13 protein-coding genes and 1 pseudogene are annotated in these 16913 nt (G+C 62.0%); all 14 read right to left on the bottom strand.

The window, feature by feature from the left end; genetic code table 11:
• Positions 1-134: 134 nt before the first annotated feature.
• Entirely contained in the window at positions 135-371 is a 237-nt protein-coding gene (locus tag CRX69_RS16060) for an integrase core domain-containing protein (RefSeq protein ID WP_420821188.1), read from the bottom strand.
• A gap of 929 nt (positions 372-1300) precedes the next feature.
• The gene (locus CRX69_RS16040) at positions 1301-2380 is read right to left on the bottom strand and encodes a tartrate dehydrogenase (protein WP_076385398.1); all 1080 of its coding nucleotides are present in this window, start codon (positions 2378-2380) and stop codon (positions 1301-1303) included.
• Positions 2381-2420: 40 nt separating this feature from the next.
• Positions 2421-3878 (bottom strand): NAD-dependent succinate-semialdehyde dehydrogenase, encoded by a 1458-nt coding sequence (locus CRX69_RS16035; RefSeq protein WP_076385400.1) that lies wholly within the window; start codon positions 3876-3878, stop codon positions 2421-2423.
• A 267-nt stretch (positions 3879-4145) separates the two neighbouring features.
• Positions 4146-5303 (bottom strand): acetylornithine deacetylase, encoded by a 1158-nt coding sequence (gene argE, locus CRX69_RS16030; RefSeq protein WP_107322318.1) that lies wholly within the window; start codon positions 5301-5303, stop codon positions 4146-4148.
• The gene (locus CRX69_RS16025) at positions 5300-6454 is read right to left on the bottom strand and encodes an NAD(P)/FAD-dependent oxidoreductase (protein ID WP_076385404.1); all 1155 of its coding nucleotides are present in this window, start codon (positions 6452-6454) and stop codon (positions 5300-5302) included. The genes argE and CRX69_RS16025 overlap by 4 nt, the downstream gene beginning before the upstream one ends.
• Positions 6451-7842, bottom strand: coding sequence for an FAD/NAD(P)-dependent oxidoreductase (locus CRX69_RS16020; protein ID WP_107322317.1), 1392 nt, complete (start codon positions 7840-7842; stop codon positions 6451-6453). Before CRX69_RS16020 ends, CRX69_RS16025 begins: the two co-directional genes overlap by 4 nt.
• Positions 7824-8132 carry a (2Fe-2S)-binding protein gene (locus CRX69_RS16015; protein ID WP_076385408.1) on the bottom strand — a complete coding sequence of 103 codons (309 nt, stop codon included), beginning with the start codon at positions 8130-8132 and terminating at the stop codon, positions 7824-7826. The genes CRX69_RS16020 and CRX69_RS16015 overlap by 19 nt, the downstream gene beginning before the upstream one ends.
• Positions 8129-9973, bottom strand: coding sequence for an ABC transporter ATP-binding protein (locus tag CRX69_RS16010; RefSeq protein ID WP_076385410.1), 1845 nt, complete (start codon positions 9971-9973; stop codon positions 8129-8131). Before CRX69_RS16010 ends, CRX69_RS16015 begins: the two co-directional genes overlap by 4 nt.
• A gap of 1 nt (position 9974) precedes the next feature.
• Positions 9975-10850, bottom strand: a complete 876-nt coding sequence (locus CRX69_RS16005) for an ABC transporter permease (RefSeq protein ID WP_076385412.1) — start codon at positions 10848-10850, stop codon at positions 9975-9977.
• Entirely contained in the window at positions 10847-11803 is a 957-nt protein-coding gene (locus tag CRX69_RS16000; protein ID WP_076385414.1) for an ABC transporter permease, read from the bottom strand. Before CRX69_RS16000 ends, CRX69_RS16005 begins: the two co-directional genes overlap by 4 nt.
• 45 nt (positions 11804-11848) lie before the next feature.
• Positions 11849-13492 carry an ABC transporter substrate-binding protein gene (locus CRX69_RS15995; protein WP_107322316.1) on the bottom strand — a complete coding sequence of 548 codons (1644 nt, stop codon included), beginning with the start codon at positions 13490-13492 and terminating at the stop codon, positions 11849-11851.
• Positions 13493-13578: 86 nt separating this feature from the next.
• Entirely contained in the window at positions 13579-14853 is a 1275-nt protein-coding gene (locus CRX69_RS15990) for an NAD(P)/FAD-dependent oxidoreductase (RefSeq protein ID WP_107322315.1), read from the bottom strand.
• 36 nt (positions 14854-14889) lie between these two features.
• Positions 14890-15558 carry a haloacid dehalogenase type II gene (locus CRX69_RS15985; protein ID WP_076385419.1) on the bottom strand — a complete coding sequence of 223 codons (669 nt, stop codon included), beginning with the start codon at positions 15556-15558 and terminating at the stop codon, positions 14890-14892.
• Between the two features lie 430 nt (positions 15559-15988).
• Positions 15989-16872: pseudogene (locus tag CRX69_RS15980) on the bottom strand (LysR family transcriptional regulator).
• Positions 16873-16913: the final 41 nt, after the last annotated feature.

Here is a 16913-nt window from a genome sequence, read left to right as displayed (position 1 = left end):
GTGCACCCTGCCCCTCGCCGGCCAACGACGAGGGGCTTTTTTTTGCCTGTGCATTTAGATGTGTTGTTGAAGCTGATGGGCCGCTTCGCGAGCAGGCTGAACTGGTCAAGTAATTCTGGACACCAGTTAAGGTTTCACGCCGCCAGTTTCTCCATGGCTACCGGCGACCGGTAGTCGTTGTAGCTATGGAGCCTGACGTTGTTGTATCGCATCACATAACGTTGCACATCCACGCGGGCTTCATGCTCCGAGCTGTAGCCATCGTCTGGCACCCACTCTGATTTCAGGCTCCCAAAGAAACGCTCCATCGGGGCGTTGTCCCAGCACTCACCTTTACGACTCATGCTGTGCAGGAGTCCATGCTTGCGCATCTCATTCCTGAATCCCGCTATCGCGAGCAAGCCCGCTCCAACAGGGGATCTGCGGTGGATGTGAATCTTGCGGTCACCCCAAAAAAACTGTGGGAGCGAGCCTGCTCGCGATGGCGACGGCACTGTCAAAATCCCCGCTGACTGACACTCCGCTATCGCGAGCAAGCTCGCTCCCACAGGGGATCTGCGGTGGATGTGAATCTTGCAGCCACCCCAAAAACTGTGGGAGCGAGCCTGCTCGCGATGGCGACGGCACGGTCAAAAACCCCGGTGGCTGACACCCCGCTATCGCGAGCAAGCCCGCTCCCACAGGGGATCTGCGGTGGATGTGAATCTTGCAGCCACCCCAAAAACTGTGGGAGCGAGCCTGCTCGCGATGGCGACGSCACYGTCAAAATCCCCGSTGYCTGACACRCCGCTATCGCGAGCAAGCCCGCTCCAACAGGGGATCTGCGGTGGATGTGAATCTTGCGGTCACCCCAAAAAAACTGTGGGAGCGAGCCTGCTCGCGATGGCGACGGCACTGTCAAAATCCCCGCTGGCTGACACTCCGCTATCGCGAGCAAGCTCGCTCCCACAGGGAATCTGCGGTGGATATGAATCTTGCAGCCACCCCAAAAACAGTGGGAGCGAGCCTGCTCGCGATGGCGACGGCACTGTCAAAATCCCCGGTGACTGACCCTCCGCTATCGCGAGCAAGCTCGCTCCCACAGGGGATCTGCGGTGGATGTGAATCGTGCAGCCACCCCGAAAAAACTGTGGGAGCGAGCCTGCTCGCGATGGCGACGGCACTGTCAAAATCCCCGGTGACTGACCCTCCGCTATCGCGAGCAAGCTCGCTCCCACAGGGGATTTTGAGTTTTGCGATCGAACTCCAAAAAAAGCCCGCAGTGTGAGCGGGCAAAAAGGTGTCACAGGTTAGTAAAGCGTCAAAGCGCCGCAACGATGGCCCTGCCGACATCCTGGGTCGAGCCCTGTCCGCCCAGGTCGGGGGTGATCGGCCCTTGGGCAATCACTTGTTCAATGGCCTTGAGAATCCCGTCATGGGCGGCGCGATAACGTTCATCACCATTGCCCAGGAAATCGAGCATCAACGCCCCTGACCAGATCATCGCAATCGGGTTGGCGATGTTCTGTCCATAAATATCCGGCGCCGAGCCATGCACCGGTTCGAACAACGACGGGAAGCGTCGCTGCGGATCGAGGTTGGCCGACGGCGCGATGCCGATGGTGCCGGCGCAGGCCGGGCCGAGGTCGGAGAGGATGTCGCCGAACAGGTTTGACGCCACCACCACATCAAAACGGTCCGGCTGCAGAACGAAACGCGCACACAGGATATCGATGTGCTGTTTGTCCCATTGCACATCCGGATACTGCTCGGCCATCAACGCCGTGCGCTCGTCCCAATACGGCATGCTGATGGAGATCCCGTTGGACTTGGTCGCCGCGGTCAAGCGCTTGCGCGGTCGGGTCTGGGCCAGATCGAAGGCGAACTTGAGAATCCGATCGACGCCGCGCCGGGTGAACACCGACTCCTGGAGCACGAACTCATGCTCGGTGCCTTCAAACATCTTGCCGCCCACGGAGGAGTATTCGCCTTCGGTGTTCTCACGGATCACCACGAAATCGATATCCCCCGCTTCTCGCCCGGCCAAGGGGCACGGCACGCCCGGGAACAGTCGCACCGGGCGAATGTTCACGTACTGGTCGAAGTCGCGGCGGAACTTGAGCAGCGAGCCCCACAGGGAAATGTGATCCGGCACTTTGTCCGGCCAGCCCACGGCGCCGAAGTAGATCGCATCGAAGCCCTTGAGTTGCTCGAACCAGTCAGCGGGCATCATCTGCCCGTGTTCCAGGTAGTAGTCGCAGTGGGCCCAATCGAGCACTTCGATGCTCAACGACAACTGCCATTTTTTCGCGGCCTGCTCCAGTACCCGAAGCCCTTCAGGCAGGACTTCCTTGCCGATGCCATCGCCGGCGATGGCAGCGATTCGAAATGGTTTGCTCATCAATCGTGGCTCCCTGGTAGGTGTGCAAACAATGGACACATCACAGCCCACCGATGTGGAAGGCCTTGATTTCAAGGTATTCATCCAGGCCGTATTTGCTGCCCTCACGGCCCAGGCCCGACTGTTTGACACCACCGAAGGGCGCGACTTCCATGGAAATGAGTCCTGTGTTAAGACCGATCATGCCGAACTCCAGTCCCTCGCCGAACCGCCATGAGCGGCGCAGATCCTGGGTAAAGAAATAAGCCCCCAAGCCATACGGTGTGGCGTTAGCCAGCGCCAGCGCCTCTTCCTCGGTGGAAAAACGCATCAGCGGCGCAACCGGGCCAAACGTTTCCTCACTGGCCAGCAACATGCCAGCGTGGGCCTCGCCAAGCACCGTGGGCTGGACGAACTGGCTGTCACCCTCGGGAATGCCGCCACAGAGCAGACGCGCGCCCTGACTCAACGCATCATCGATATGCCGAGCGACTTTGCTCACCGCCGCCATGTTGATCAGCGGACCGATCATCACGTCGGCCTCCAGGCCATTGCCGACCTTGAGCTTGCCCACTTCTTGCACCAGGCGCTCGGCGAAGCGCTGGTAAATACCGTCCTGCACCAGGATGCGGTTGGCGCAGACGCAGGTCTGGCCAGCGTTGCGAAACTTGCTGAGCATGATCCCGGCCACGGCCTGCTCCAGGTCCGCGTCGTCAAACACAATGAACGGCGCGTTGCCGCCCAGCTCCAGGCTCAGGCGCTTGATGTGTTCGGCGCTCTGGCGCATCAGCAGGCGACCGACCGCCGTGGACCCGGTGAAGGAAATCTTGCGCACCGTCGGGTTGCCGGTCAGTTCTTCGCCGATGCCCGCCGGCATGCCGGTCACCACGTTGAACACTCCCGCCGGAATCCCGACCCGCTCGGCCAGCACCGCCAGGGCCAGGGCCGACAAAGGTGTCAGGTCCGACGGTTTGACGATCACCGGGCACCCCGCCGCCAAGGCTGGCGCGCATTTGCGGGTGATCATCGCGTTGGGGAAATTCCACGGAGTGATCGCCGCGCAGACACCCACTGGCTGCTTGAGGGTGAGCAGACGACGGTCGCCGCTGGGGGCCGGGATGGTTTCGCCATAAACCCGGCGAGCCTCTTCGGCAAACCATTTGGCGAAGCCGGCGCCGTAGCGGATTTCGCCTTTGGCTTCGTTCAGCGGCTTGCCCTGTTCAAACGTCATGATCAGCGCCAGATCGTCCAGGTTGTCGATCATGGCCTGATACCAACGCTCCAGCAGCACCGCGCGCTCCGCCGCCGGGCGCGCACGCCAGGCCGGCCAGGCACGCTCGGCGGCGTCGATGGCACGCCGGGTTTCCACTCCCTGCATGGCCGGCACCCGAGCGAGCACTTTGCCCGTGGCCGGGTTGATGACGTCGAGCGTGGCGGCGTCATCGGCACCGATCCACTGCCCGTCGACGTAGGCGAATTCTGCTAAAAGGCTGGGGTCTTTCAATTGATTCTTGAGCATGATCGCGTCCTGTTCCGAGGTATTTCCAGTCTAGGGAGATGCCGCGGATGAGGATGCTGAAAGCGGGTTTTGGGCAGTGTTGGATGCTGAAGTTTCGAGGTGGGACGGCAGGCTCTACCGAAGCCCCAGGCTAAACACCGAAACCTGTGGGAGCAAAGCTTGCTCGCGATTGCGGTGGATCAGACACTGATCAAGACCATGTCATCGTTCATCGCGAGCAAGCTGTGCTCCCACACGAGTACTCCCACATTTTGTTCTGTGTATGGCTTAGATTTTCAAGGAGCCCAGCAACCCTTCCAGAAACCGCTCCCCCGCTTCCATCTGGCTGATTTCAATGAACTCGTCGGGCTTGTGCGCCTGCTCGATGGAGCCCGGGCCGCAGACCACCACCGGCACATCCAGGCGCTGCTTGAACAGCCCTCCCTCGGTGCCGAAGGAAACCTTGGCGGTGCCGGTGTCCGCTGCGGCGAAGTTCTTCAGAAAGCGCACCGCCTCAACGCTCGGATGAGTATCCAGCCCCGGATAGACGTTCAGGGTTTCGATCTCGATGTCCGCCACGCTGGAGAGTTTCCTGGCCTCGCGCACGATCACTTCGGCGTGCTCGCGCAGTTGCTCGAGGAACTGATCCAGATCGTCGGCCGGCAGGTTGCGCACTTCGAAATCCAGGGTGCACAGGTTTGGCACGATGTTCAGCGCCTTGCCACCGACAATCTGCCCGACGTGCACGGTGCTGTAGGGCACGTCGTAATCGGCGTCCCGGGCGCCCTGCTCTTGCAGCTGCTGCTGGCTCTGGCGCAACGCGGCGATGAAATCGCAGGCCACATGAATCGCATTGACCGAACGCGGCGCCAGGGACGAGTGCGCCTCCAGGCCACGGCAGTAAGTGCGATAAGAGCCTTTGCCCTTGTGCCCGAGCACGAACTGCATGTTGGTCGGCTCGCCGATCACGCACAAAAACGGCCGCACCGGTGCCAGGTGCAGCACGTCAAGCAAGCGGCGTACACCCACGCAACCGATTTCCTCGTCATGGGAGAGCGCCAGTTGCAGCGGTCGGTTCAGGGGATGGTCGGCGGCATCGAGCATGGCATCGATGGCCAAGGCGATGAACCCTTTCATGTCGCAACTGCCACGACCGTACACCCGCCCGTCCCGCACCGTCGCCTGGAACGCCGGAACGGTCCAGGCCTGCCCCGCCGCTGGCACCACGTCGGTATGTCCGGACAGCAGAATCCCCGGCAACTCCCGTGGGCCGATGCTGGCGAAGAGGTTGGCCTTCTTGCCGCTTTCATCCTTGACGATCAGCGACTCGATGCCCTTGCTCAGCAGCAGCTCGCGCACGTACTCGATCAGGGCCATGTTCGACTCTGAAGAGACCGTTTCAAACGCCAGCAGGCGTTCGAAAATAGCTAGCACGCGAGGTTTCATGAGGCTTTGCTCCGTTGCTCGGCAGTGGGGGCGAATCGGCGAATGGAGAACGGTTCGATCGAGGTGCTGGTACTGCCGGTGCTGATCAGCTCGGCCATGACGTCGCCAACCCCTGGCCCGAGCTGAAAGCCGTGGCCGCAGAAACCGAACGCATAATACAAGCCGTCCACGTTGCCGCTGGGGCCCATCACCGGCAGGGAATCGGGCAGATAACCTTCGATGCCGCTCCACACGCGAATGATGTTCAGGTTGCCGACGCCTGGGAGCAAGCGACGCATCTGGTCAAGCTGGTTGAGAATGCTGCGCGGCTCGACATAGGCCCGGCGGTTGAGCATGTCCGGCTTGCTGCGATAGCCGCCACCGATGACGATGTTGCCCCTGGGAATCTGCCGGAAATAGATCACTTCCTCAGGAATTTTGGTGTACACGCCGATCACCGTCGGCAAGGCATAAGGCACCGGTTCGGTGACGGCCATCTGTGGGCCGTTAGTGTCCAGCGGCACCGGCTCACCAAACTGCGCCGAGAGTTTCTGCCCCCAGGCACCCGCCGTAATCAGCAGTTGAGCGGCGCTGAACTGACGGCCATCGGTGGTTGTGACACTGAAATCACCATTGGCCTTCTGCACTTCAGCCACTTCTGTCCGCTCCTCGATGCGTGCGCCGAGTCGCCGCGCCGCCCTGGCAAACGCCGGGGCCGCCAGACGTGGGTTGGCGTGACCGTCGTGCGGCGCATAGGAGCCGCCCTTGACGTCTGGCCCGAGGAACGCAAAACGCTCGTGCAGCTCAGCGCCACGAAAGATCTTCAAGTCCAACTGCTCTGCCTCAGGGGCGTCGGCATAGGCTTGCAGTTCGGCGATCTCCTCTTCGCGATAACACACGCGCATATGCCCGCTGGCGATGAACTCCAGGTCGTCGTCGATCAGTTCCGGCAGGCGCTTCCACAGCGCCCAGGAACGATTCGCCAGTTCCAGCTGGCCAAGAAAACGCCCCTGGCGCCGCACGTTGCCGAAGTTCACGCCACTGGCGTACTGACCGATCTGGTCACGCTCCAGCAGGATCACCGACTGGCCCCGCTGACGCAGGAAAAATGCCGCCGCCGAGCCCATCAAACCACCGCCGACGATGACCACATCAGCTTTATTGACCGTCATGGCGTCACCTCCCGAGTGAGCATCGAAAGCGGTTTGACCGGCGCCTGTCCGCGTTGCCGGCCCACTTCCTGAACGTGGACACCGGCGGCTGCGGCAATGACCTCGGCCCCGGCCTGAGAGCAATAACGCCCTTGGCAGCGGCCCATGCCCACCCGACTGAAGGCCTTGGCCCGGTTGACTTCACAGGCGCCCTTTTCACTGACGGTACGGCGCAATTCGCCGGCGCTGATCATCTCGCAGCGGCAGACAATGGCCTCATCCGGCAAGGCTTTGGCTTGCGCGGCGGGCCAGGGAAACGCCTGGGCCAGACCGAGACGAAATTGATCCATGACGTTGAGCGCCTGACGCTGCGCGGCGACCTGCGCGACGTCCACCGGTTGCTGCAAATCGCTCAACAACGCCAGGGCGACCAGGCGCCCGGCATGCTCGGCGGCATCAGCACCACGGATCTTCGACCCATCTCCGGCGGCATAAACACCGCTGACCGAGGTCCGGCCGTCTTCGTCCGTGTCCAGCCACCATTGGCCTGAAGCCTCGTCAAAACGCAGAGCACAACCGGCCAGGTCGGCCAGCTGGGTTTCCGGGCGCAGGTGATAACCCAGCGCCACCGCGTCGCAATCCACGGTCAAGGTTTCACCGGCCGCCGTGCGTACCCGCACGCCACTGACGCCGGAAGTCGCCTCACCCAACACTTGCAACGGAGAGACACCCAGGTGCACCGGGATTTTCGCCCGATACAATTGAGCCAACAGCTTCATGCCGGTAAACAGCAATCCGGGGCGCGCCATGAGTTTGGGCAAGGCTTTGATGCGCAGGCCCAGCGGCGCGGTGTCCAGCACCGCCGCCACGTTGGCACCGGCCTTGAGGTATTGGCTGGCAACCAGATACAGCAGCGGCCCGCTGCCCATGAACACCACGCGGTGGCCGATGGACACCGCCTGGGCCTTCAAGGCTATCTGCGCTCCACCGAGGCTGTAGGTGCCGCCCAACTGCCAGCCCTCGATCGGCATCAAGCGGTCAGTGGCGCCGGTGCAAAGAATCAATGCATCGTAATCCACCGTCGAATGCAGGCCCTGGCTGACGCAGCACAGTTGCCCGGGCGTGAGGTTCCACACCAGCGTGTCCGGACGATAGTCAATCTGTGGGCGCAAACGGTCGAAGCTTTCGTGCAAGTCCCGGGCTTTGTCCGCCTCGGTGCCGTAAAGCGTGGCGTAGTTACGAGTGAAGCCTTCAGGCTGGCGCCGGTAGATCTGTCCGCCGTCACGACGGTTTTCGTCGATCAGGACCGGCTTGAAGCCCGCCGCGACCAGGGTTTGGGCGCAACGGATGCCGGCAGGCCCGGCGCCGACAATGACGACTCGATGATTGCTCAGCCGCGCAGTGGCCATATCGCCTCCGGTTGCTTGGTGATGATGTCCAGCCCTTCGCGCACTTCATTGGAACAGGCACGCAGCCGTTCACCGCTGCGGGTCCAGACCCAGCAATCCTGGCAGGCGCCCATCAGGCAGAAACCGGCCCGGCTGCCAGGATCGAACTCCGACTGGCGCAACGCCGGGCCCCGAGTCAGCAATGCGACCATGAGTGTGTCCCCCTGCAAGGCTTCGATGGGTTCGCCATCGACTTTCAAATGGACGATGGGCCGGCCCTGCTCGGCCAACCTCACGAAACGAGCGTTCATGCGTAGGCTCCCATGATCATGCTGTTGGCATCCTGTTGGCTCTTGAGCAGCTCGGCGCTGTCGTGATGGCAGAGGACTTCACTGCCGCCGTCGATGATTCGCCGGGGTGGCGCGGTGTGGTTGCACAGGCCATCGACCCGCACCGGGCAGCGATTGAGGAACGTGCAGAGCCCCGGCTCAGTGGCCTTTGCTCCCAAAGCGGGCAGCGTGCCGCAGGTGGTGGTGCCACAGTTTTCCAGCCAGCCCTGGCGCAATTCCGGCACCGAATGGATCAGCAGGTCGGTGTAAGGATGAAAGGGTGGCTGGGCGAACGATTGCCGGGTGCCCTCTTGAACCTTGTGGCCGCTGTACATCACCACAATGTCGTCGCACAGCGCCCGCACCGTGGAGATGTCGTGACTGATGAACAGGTACGAAACCCCCAATTGCTGGCGCAGGTCGCGCAGCAGCTCGAGGATGGCCGCGCCGACCACCGTATCGAGTGCCGAGGTCACTTCATCGCACAGGATCAGATCCGGCTTGGCCGCCAGCGCCCGAGCCAAATTGACCCGCTGTTTTTGCCCGCCTGAGAGTTCGCTCGGGCGGCGTTCGGCCAGGTCCCGAGGCAGACGCACCAGGTCCAGCAACTCGCCGATACGTTCACGTAGCGCCGCGCCCTTGAGGCCGAAATACATCTTCAGTGGCCGGCTCAGAATGTTGCTGACGCTGTGCATCGGGTTGAGCGCGGTGTCGGCGTTCTGGAAGACCATCTGGATGCGCCGGAATTGCTCGTCAGTGCGCTCGGACAGGCTGCCGCCCAAGGGTTGACCGTCAAACGTCAACCCGCCGAGGGCCGGGGTCAACAGCCCCGCCACCACCCGGGCCAGGGTTGATTTGCCCGAGCCCGATTCGCCGATCACACCGATGGCCTGGCCCCGGCGCACGGTCAGGTCGATGTCTTCCAGCACCCGGATCGACGGCATGCCCTGTTGATTCTTGTTGCCGTAGCCAGCGGTCAAGCCCTGGATAGTCAGCAGCGGCGCATCGCCAGCCACGCCGCAGGGCGGACGGATCGTCGTATCCGGCCGCGCCGCCGCCAGCAGGCTGCGGGTGTAGGCGTGCGCCGGGCCTTTGAGCAGTGGCGCGGTGGCGCTCTGCTCGAAGATCTGCCCGCCGTTGAGCACCACGATCTGATCGGCCATCTGCGCGACGACCGCCAGGTCGTGAGACACATAGACCGCCGTCGCGCCCCGCTCGCGCACAACGCGCTTGAAAGCGCGCAACACGTCGATCTGGGTGGTCACGTCCAGGGCTGTAGTCGGTTCATCGAGCACCACCAGCAGCGGATCGCTGATCAGCGCCATGGCCGCCATCACCCGTTGCAGTTGCCCGCCGGAGACTTGATGGGGATAGCGTTGGCCGATGCGCTCGGGATCGGGCAGCGCCAGGTCGCGGAACAGTTCGATGGCCTTGGCTTCCAGTACGGGCCGGCTGCCCAGGCCATGAATCAACGCCCCTTCCACCACCTGGTCGATGAGTTTTTTCGCCGGGTTGAACGCCGCGGCGGCGCTTTGGGCGATATAGGACACACGATTGCCGCGCAGACTTTGCAGCTCGCCTTCGCTCAACGCCAGCATGTCATGTTCGCCAATCTGCACCACGCCACCGGCCAGGCGACAGCCGCGCCGGGCATAGCCGAGCAACGCCAGGGCTATGGTGGTCTTGCCGGAACCGGACTCGCCGATCAGCGCCAGCACCTCACCTTTCTCCAGCGAGAAGCTCACGCCCTTGACGATCTCCACCTCACTGCGCTCGCCGCAAGCGACTACCCGCAGGTTTTCGACTCGGATCAATTCGCTCATTTCAATGACCTCCCGTACGTCGACTACGTCGCGAAGACAGGCGGTCGATAAACAGATTGACGCCAATGGTCAGGGTGCCGATGGCCAGGGCCGGAATCACGATGGCCGGCGCTCCCTGATTGAGCCCGCCAATGTTTTCGCGCACCAGCGAGCCCAGGTCGGCATCCGGTGGTTGCACACCCAGGCCGAGGAAGCTCATGCCGCTGAGCAGCAGCACGATGAAGCCGAAACGCAAGCCCAAGTCAGCCAGCACCGGGTTGAGCATGTTGGGCAGGATCTCCACGCAAGCGATGTACAGTCGACGTTCGCCACGGGTGCGGGCCACTTGCACGTACTCCAGCGCCTCGATGTTCACCGCCATGCTGCGGGCAATACGGAACGCGCCCGGCGAGTAGCTCAGCACCGCCGTACACACCAGCAAAGTCACCGACGAGCCAAATGCCGAGACCATGATCAACGCCAGCATCTTGCTCGGGATCGAAATAAAGGCGTCCATCAGGCGACTGATCAGCTCATCCAGCCACTTGGGTGATACCACCGACAGCAGTGCGCAACTGGTCCCCAGCCCACTGGCCAGGACCGCAGCCACCAGCGCAAGGCCCACGGTGAACTGTGCGCCGACCAGCACCCGACTGAGCATGTCGCGGCCCAGGTAATCGGTGCCTAACGGATAAGCGACACTGAGGCTGTCGAAAACATTGTCAGAGACCACTTCCCCCACCGGGTGCGGTGCCAGCCACGGACCGAAGATCGCCACCAACAACCAGAAAACACACATCGCGGCGCCCACCAGTCCCAGCCAGGACGTGGCGTGAGCGTCTTTGCCCAACGCCAGAGCGACCGCCGCGGTCGGGGATTTTCCAATGAGATTGTTCATTGATTTCTCAGCCTCGGGTTGGAAAGGATCGCGCACAGATCAGCAATCAACACCAATGTCAGGTACGCGGTACAAAACAACATGGTGCAGGCCTGGACCAACGCCATATCACGGTTGGTCACGGCATCGACCATCAGGCTGGCAATGCCGGGATAGTTGAAAATTGTCTCGACGATCACCACCCCGCCCAGCAGGTAGGACAGACTCAAGGCGATGGCATTGGCGATAGGCCCGATGGCGTTGGGCAACGCATGACGCAGTACCACCCGCACCGGGCTCACACCTTTGAGACGGGCCATCTCCACGTAGGGGCTGTCGAGTTGATCGATCACCGCCGCCCGGGTCATGCGCGCCATTTGCGCGATGATCACGCAACACAGGGTCATGACCGGCAAGGCGTAGGTGCGCATGAATTGCCACGGTGAGGTGATCTCGCTGGAATAGGACAACGCCGAGAGCCAACCCAGGTTCACCGCGAAAATCAACACTGCCAGGGTGGCGACCAGAAACTCCGGTACCGCCACCATCATCAAGGTAAAAAAGCTGATGAAGCTGTCGACGCGACCACCACGCCCCATCGCCGAACCTATGCCCAGGGTCAGTGCCACTGGCACCGATACCAGCGCTGTGGCGGCCGCGAGCATCAGGGTGTTGGGCACCCGTCCGGCCATCAGTTCCGTGACCGGCACGGCGTTGGACACCGACACGCCCATGTCGCCGCTGAGCAGGCTCGTCAGCCAATGCAGGTAACGCAACACACCCGGCTGATCGAGGCCCATTTTCACCCTCAGGGCCGCCACCTGCTCCGGCGTGGCGAACTGTCCCAGGGCCTGTTGCGCCGCGTCTCCCGGCAACACCGCCGTGATGGCGAACACCACCATCGAGACGATCAACAACGTCACGATCGCGGCGCCCATGCGCCGGCCGATCAACCAAAGTGTGCTGCTATTCATCCGCCTGCCCTCCTGCCCTGTCACCCAGCCAATACCCGGCGTTCATCAGGCGTCCAGCCAGACTTGCTCGGAGAACATGTAGCCCATGAAACCGCCCAGCGGGTTGGTGCCATAGCCTTTGACGCGCTGATCGACACCGTCGATGTTGCTGATAAACACCGGGATGCCGATGCCGCAGTGGTCATGCACCAGGGTCTGCATGTCGGCGTACATCTTGCCGCGCTTGACCTCATCAGTTTCGCCGCGGGCCTGGACCAATAGCTGATCGAACTGCGGGTTCTTCCAGGCGGACTCATTCCACGGCGCCGTGGACTGGAAGAACTGCGAGAACAGCATGTCGGCGTTGGGCCGCGGGTTGATATTGCCGAAGCTGATCGGGTGCTTGGCCCAGTGGTTGGACCAGTAGCCATCGCTCGGCAGGCGGTTGACATTGAGCTTGAGCCCGGCCTCCTTGGCCGATTGCTGCAGCAACACGGCAACGTCCACCGAGCCGGTGGCAGCCGGCGAGCACATCACCGGCATGGTGATACTTTCCATGCCCGCCTTCTTCAGCAGGAAACGCGCTTTTTCCGGGTCATAGGTCCGCTGTGGCAGGTCAGCATTGAAGAACCGTGCGCCGGGGGCGATCGGATGATCGTTGCCGACCCTGGCGTAGCCACGGAAGATTGCCGACTTGATCTGTTCACGGTCCAACAGCAACTTCATCGCCTGAGTGAACTCCGGGCTCTGGCCCGGCATCTGGTCCTGACGAATGATCAAGTCAGTGTAGTTACCCGACGGCGAGTCCACGACCCGATGGCCAGCACTGTTCTTGATACGAGTGGTGGAACGCGGGTTGACCTCGTTGACAATCTGCACATCGCCCGATAGCAGCGCGTTGATCCGCGATGGCTCGTCGGGAATGCCGATGAACTCGATCTCGTCCAGATACGGCAGGCCGGGTTTCCAGTAATTGGTATTGCGCGCACCGATGGAACGCACTCCCGGCTTGAATTCCTTGACCTTGAACGGACCGGTACCGATGCCCTGGCTGAAATCGCTGGTGCCTTCAGGCACGATCAACAGATGGGAGATGGCCAGGACCGATGGCAGCTCGGCATTCGGGCCGCTCAGACGTATCTGTACTTCATGGCTGCCGATGGCCTTGACCTCGGCGAACTGCGACGCCAGCGGCAAGACCTTGGATCCCGTGATCGGATCCTTGTGTCGCAACAGGGAAAACACCACGTCAGCGGCGGTCAGCCCCTTGCCATTGTGGAAAGTCACTTCCTTGCGCAGGGTAATCACCCAGAGCGTGGCGTCTGTCGTGTCGATGCGCTCGGCCAGTTCGAGTTGCGGCACCATGTGACTGTCGAAGCGCGTCAGGCCGTTGTAGAACATGTAATGACGCACGTAGTCGGTGGACGATGAGCCTTTGGCCGGGTCCAGGGTGTCGGCGGTGGAACTGGAGATGCCGGCGACGCGGATACGCCCGCCCGGCTTGCCTTTGCCCGGGCTTGCCGCTTCTTCGGCGAACAGCTTGCCGGCGGCGCCGAAGAGGCTGCCTGCACCTGCTGCGGCCACACCTGCCAACCCCAGCATCTGCAATGCATTGCGGCGAGACATGCCGCGATTGAGCCCTTCGAAAACACGCAGACTTTCTGTACCGGTGATCAACTGGTCTTCAATGCCATTTTTGTTGTCAGTCATGTCAGTTCTACCTTTCGGAAAATGATAGGGCTCGATTGCGCACGATTAACGCAACGTGGTTGAAACGCCAAACAACGCCATGAAACTCAGTGCAGGTAGTCCTGCAGGCGGTAATACGCGCCTACCAGCGGCAGGAACCAGGGTTTGCCGAAATGCCCGGGAATGGCCGGCCAATCCAGCTCGCGCCAAGGGTTGGCCTCGACCTCGCCGGCCATGACCTGGGCCATGACCTGCCCCATGTGCACCGACATCTGCACGCCGTGGCCGCTGTAGCCCATGGAGTGATACACCCCCCCATGCTGGCCGGCCCGGGGTAAACGGTCGGACGTCATGTCCACCAACCCGCCCCAGCAATAGTCGATCCTGACGTGGGCCAACTGCGGGAACATCTGCACCATCGCCGCTTGCAGCACCTTGCCGCTCTTGGCGTCGGAAACGCTGTCAGACATGGCAAACCGCGCCCGACCGCCAAACAACAGCCGGTTGTCCGGCGTCAGGCGAAAGTAGTTACCGATCATGCGGCTGGTGACGTAGGAGCGACGCGCCGGCAGCAAGCTGTCGATCAGCGCCTGGGGCAACACTTCGGTGGCGATGACGAAGCTGCCCACCGGTACGATTCGTCGCCGGTACCAGCCCAATCCACCTTGCTGACAGGTGCCAGTGGCCAGCAGGATCTGCGAGGCCTGCAGCGCGCCCTTGCTGGTGTTGACCTGATAGCCGCCTGTGTTCGCCTTCCAGTCCTTCACCGACACGCCCTGGAACACCAACGCCCCGTGACGGGCCGCCGCCTCGGCCAGGCCGACACCGAAGCGCCCGACATGCATCTGCACGCCGTTGCGCTGCAGCAGGCCACCGTGGAACTGGGTCGAATTGACCTCCGCCCGCACCGCTTGGGCAGACAGCAACTCGACGTCGGCATCGACTTCCTTGCGGATCAACTCACAGGTGCGCGCCAGTCCTTCGTAGTGCAACGCTTTGGCGGCCAGTTTGAGCTTGCCATGGCGAGTGAGATCGCAGGCAATCGCTTCCTGCTCCACCAGCGAAACCACACTCTGTACGGCGCTTTCATAGGCCAGGTAATAAGCCCGCGCTTTATCGGCGCCAAGGCTGGCGGTGAGTGACGCGTAGTCCTGGGCAACGCCGGTGTTGCACTGACCGCCATTGCGCCCCGACGCTTCGCCAATCACCCTGCCGGCTTCCAGCACCGCCACGCTGGCCCCCTTCAAGGCCAGGGCCCGGGCCGCCGCCAGACCGGTGAAACCGCCACCGACAATGGCCACGTCTACCCGCCCGGGCAATCCGCCGAGCTGGGCACCGGTGAAGGCCGGTGCGGTATCGAGCCAATAAGACTCACTGCCCATGTCTAACCCCTTTTCACCTTGAAGAGTGCGCTCAACTCAGAGCCCGACCAGACCGGCCAAACCGCCGATGTCCGGGATTTGGTGGTAGCCATACACAGCGTTCGCCGGCTGCTCATGACCGCGGGCGACGAAGGCTTTGTTCTTGATCTTCATGTCGTGGGCCGACATCAGGTCGTAGCGAAAGCTGGACGAGACATGCAGCACATCCTCCGGCCCGCAGCCGAGGTTATCGAGCATGAATTCGAAGGCCGCCAGGCGCGGCTTGTAGGCCTGGGCCTGCTGGGCGGTAAAGACTTTATGGAAAGGCGCGCCAAGCTTGTCGACGTTGGACATGATCTGTTCGTCCATCGCGTTGGAAAAAATCACCAGGGGAATCTTGTCGGCGATTTTCGACAGACCCGCCGGTACATCGGCGTGAGGGCCCCACGTGGGCACGGCGTCGTAATAGAGCTGGCCTTCGCCCCGATATTCGACACCCCAGCGCTTGCAGACCCGCATCAGGGACGTCTTGATGATTTCATCATAGGGCCGCCACTCGCCCATCACCTGATCCAGACGATAAGCGGAGAAATCCTTGACGAACTGGTCCATCTGCCCGGCATCGACACGATCGGCGAACAGCTCGCGGGTCATGGTGCCCATTTGGAAGTTGGTCAACGTGCCGTAGCAGTCGAAGGTGATGTACTTGGGTCGAAGAAAGCTCATGAGTGCGGTCCTGGATTTGTTGTTTAAGGCAATGCCGAGGCAAACATTGATGCCGTTCGTGAAGCACCGGTACAACGCTGCATCACGTTTTTATTACAACACCATGAGACCGTGGATAAACGGTTAAAAATACCGGCCGCTTGGTACAAACCACCGTTTTGCAGGGCTCGCTCAGCAGACTTTGCGGGATGCTCCAGACACGGGCGTTGCACCCGTGTTTCTGTGGGTTTGCGGACAGTTATGGTGCGTCTGGCGACGCAGTGAAGGCCGCTTTGCGGCAGAATCTACGCCTGCAGCGGGCCGTTCCAGCATCCAGGTTGAACGGGCCGCCGCTATCGCGAGCAGGCTCGCTCCCACAGGGTTTTGATGGGGCAGCCACCTTTGTGTTTGCCACAGATTCATTGCCGGAGTGAGCCTGCTCGCGATGACGTCAGGCTTTCAACTCAGCCTCAAGAAAACTCACCAACGCCTGCACCCGAGCGCTGCGAACTTTGCGCGACGGCACCAGCAGGTTGATCGGTGCGCTGTCGAATTGCCAATCGGCGAGCACCCGGACCAGGTTGCCCTCGGCGATGGCTCTGCTGACATCCCATTGCGAGCGCAGCACCAGGCCCAGCCCCTCTTCGGCCCAGCGTCGGGCCACGCTGCCGTCGTTGCTCAGCAATGCTGGCTGGATGCGCAGGGTCTTGCGTTCCTGCTCATTGCGCAGATGCCACAGCGTGACGTCCTCATCGTTTTCGCGAATGCAAATACAGCGGTGCTCAGCCAGTTGCTCCGGTGAAGACGGCGTGCCGTGCCGCTCCAGGTAGGCGGGGCTGGCGCATAACCAGCGGGCATTGTGGCTCAGGGGCCGGGCGACCCACTGGCTGTCACTGAGGTTGCCGATGTGAATCACCGCATCACTGTCGTGACGATCGGGCCAGGGCGTTTCCCGTAGATCCAGGTGCAGGCACAACTGTGGATGCAACCTGGCAAAACGCGCCAGCAACGGCGCGATGCGTTGCCGTCCATAGCCGAACGGCGCCGCCAGCCTGAGGGTGCCGGCCAGTTGATTGTCCGGCTGTTTGAACGACTCGGGAAGCGCCTCCAGTTGCTCCAGCAACAGCGCGCTCTGGCGGGAGAGCGCTCGCCATCGGCGGTGAGGCTCAAGCGCCGAGCATCGCGGTTGGCCAGGGTCAGGCCGAGCAGTGTCTCCAGTTTGCGTAAGCGCATGGACAACGCAGGTGGCGAGACATTGAGGGCCCTGGCCGCTGCGCTCAACGACTCGGAGCGCGCCAGCGTCACGGCCATGCGCAGGTCTTCGATGCTAATCATTCAGTTCAACTTAATGATTGATGACACAGCATTGAACCACG

Origin of the sequence: Pseudomonas rhizophila, assembly GCF_003033885.1 — a bacterium.
GTDB lineage: Bacteria > Pseudomonadota > Gammaproteobacteria > Pseudomonadales > Pseudomonadaceae > Aquipseudomonas > Aquipseudomonas rhizophila.
Note: the sequence above shows the minus strand (reverse complement) of the source record. Positions and strands in the feature narration are given on the sequence as shown.

Coding starts and splice junctions, on each gene's coding strand:
- CRX69_RS16020 (WP_107322317.1), bottom strand. CDS start 7,842: ATGGCCACTGCGCGGCTGAGCAATCATCGAGTCGTCATTGTCGGCGCC.
- CRX69_RS16015 (WP_076385408.1), bottom strand. CDS start 8,132: ATGAACGCTCGTTTCGTGAGGTTGGCCGAGCAGGGCCGGCCCATCGTC.
- CRX69_RS16000 (WP_076385414.1), bottom strand. CDS start 11,803: ATGAATAGCAGCACACTTTGGTTGATCGGCCGGCGCATGGGCGCCGCG.
- argE (WP_107322318.1), bottom strand. CDS start 5,303: ATGAAACCTCGCGTGCTAGCTATTTTCGAACGCCTGCTGGCGTTTGAA.
- CRX69_RS16005 (WP_076385412.1), bottom strand. CDS start 10,850: ATGAACAATCTCATTGGAAAATCCCCGACCGCGGCGGTCGCTCTGGCG.
- CRX69_RS16060 (WP_420821188.1), bottom strand. CDS start 371: ATGCGCAAGCATGGACTCCTGCACAGCATGAGTCGTAAAGGTGAGTGC.
- CRX69_RS15995 (WP_107322316.1), bottom strand. CDS start 13,492: ATGACTGACAACAAAAATGGCATTGAAGACCAGTTGATCACCGGTACA.
- CRX69_RS16035 (WP_076385400.1), bottom strand. CDS start 3,878: ATGCTCAAGAATCAATTGAAAGACCCCAGCCTTTTAGCAGAATTCGCC.
- CRX69_RS16040 (WP_076385398.1), bottom strand. CDS start 2,380: ATGAGCAAACCATTTCGAATCGCTGCCATCGCCGGCGATGGCATCGGC.
- CRX69_RS15985 (WP_076385419.1), bottom strand. CDS start 15,558: ATGAGCTTTCTTCGACCCAAGTACATCACCTTCGACTGCTACGGCACG.
- CRX69_RS16010 (WP_076385410.1), bottom strand. CDS start 9,973: ATGAGCGAATTGATCCGAGTCGAAAACCTGCGGGTAGTCGCTTGCGGC.
- CRX69_RS15990 (WP_107322315.1), bottom strand. CDS start 14,853: ATGGGCAGTGAGTCTTATTGGCTCGATACCGCACCGGCCTTCACCGGT.
- CRX69_RS16025 (WP_076385404.1), bottom strand. CDS start 6,454: ATGACGGTCAATAAAGCTGATGTGGTCATCGTCGGCGGTGGTTTGATG.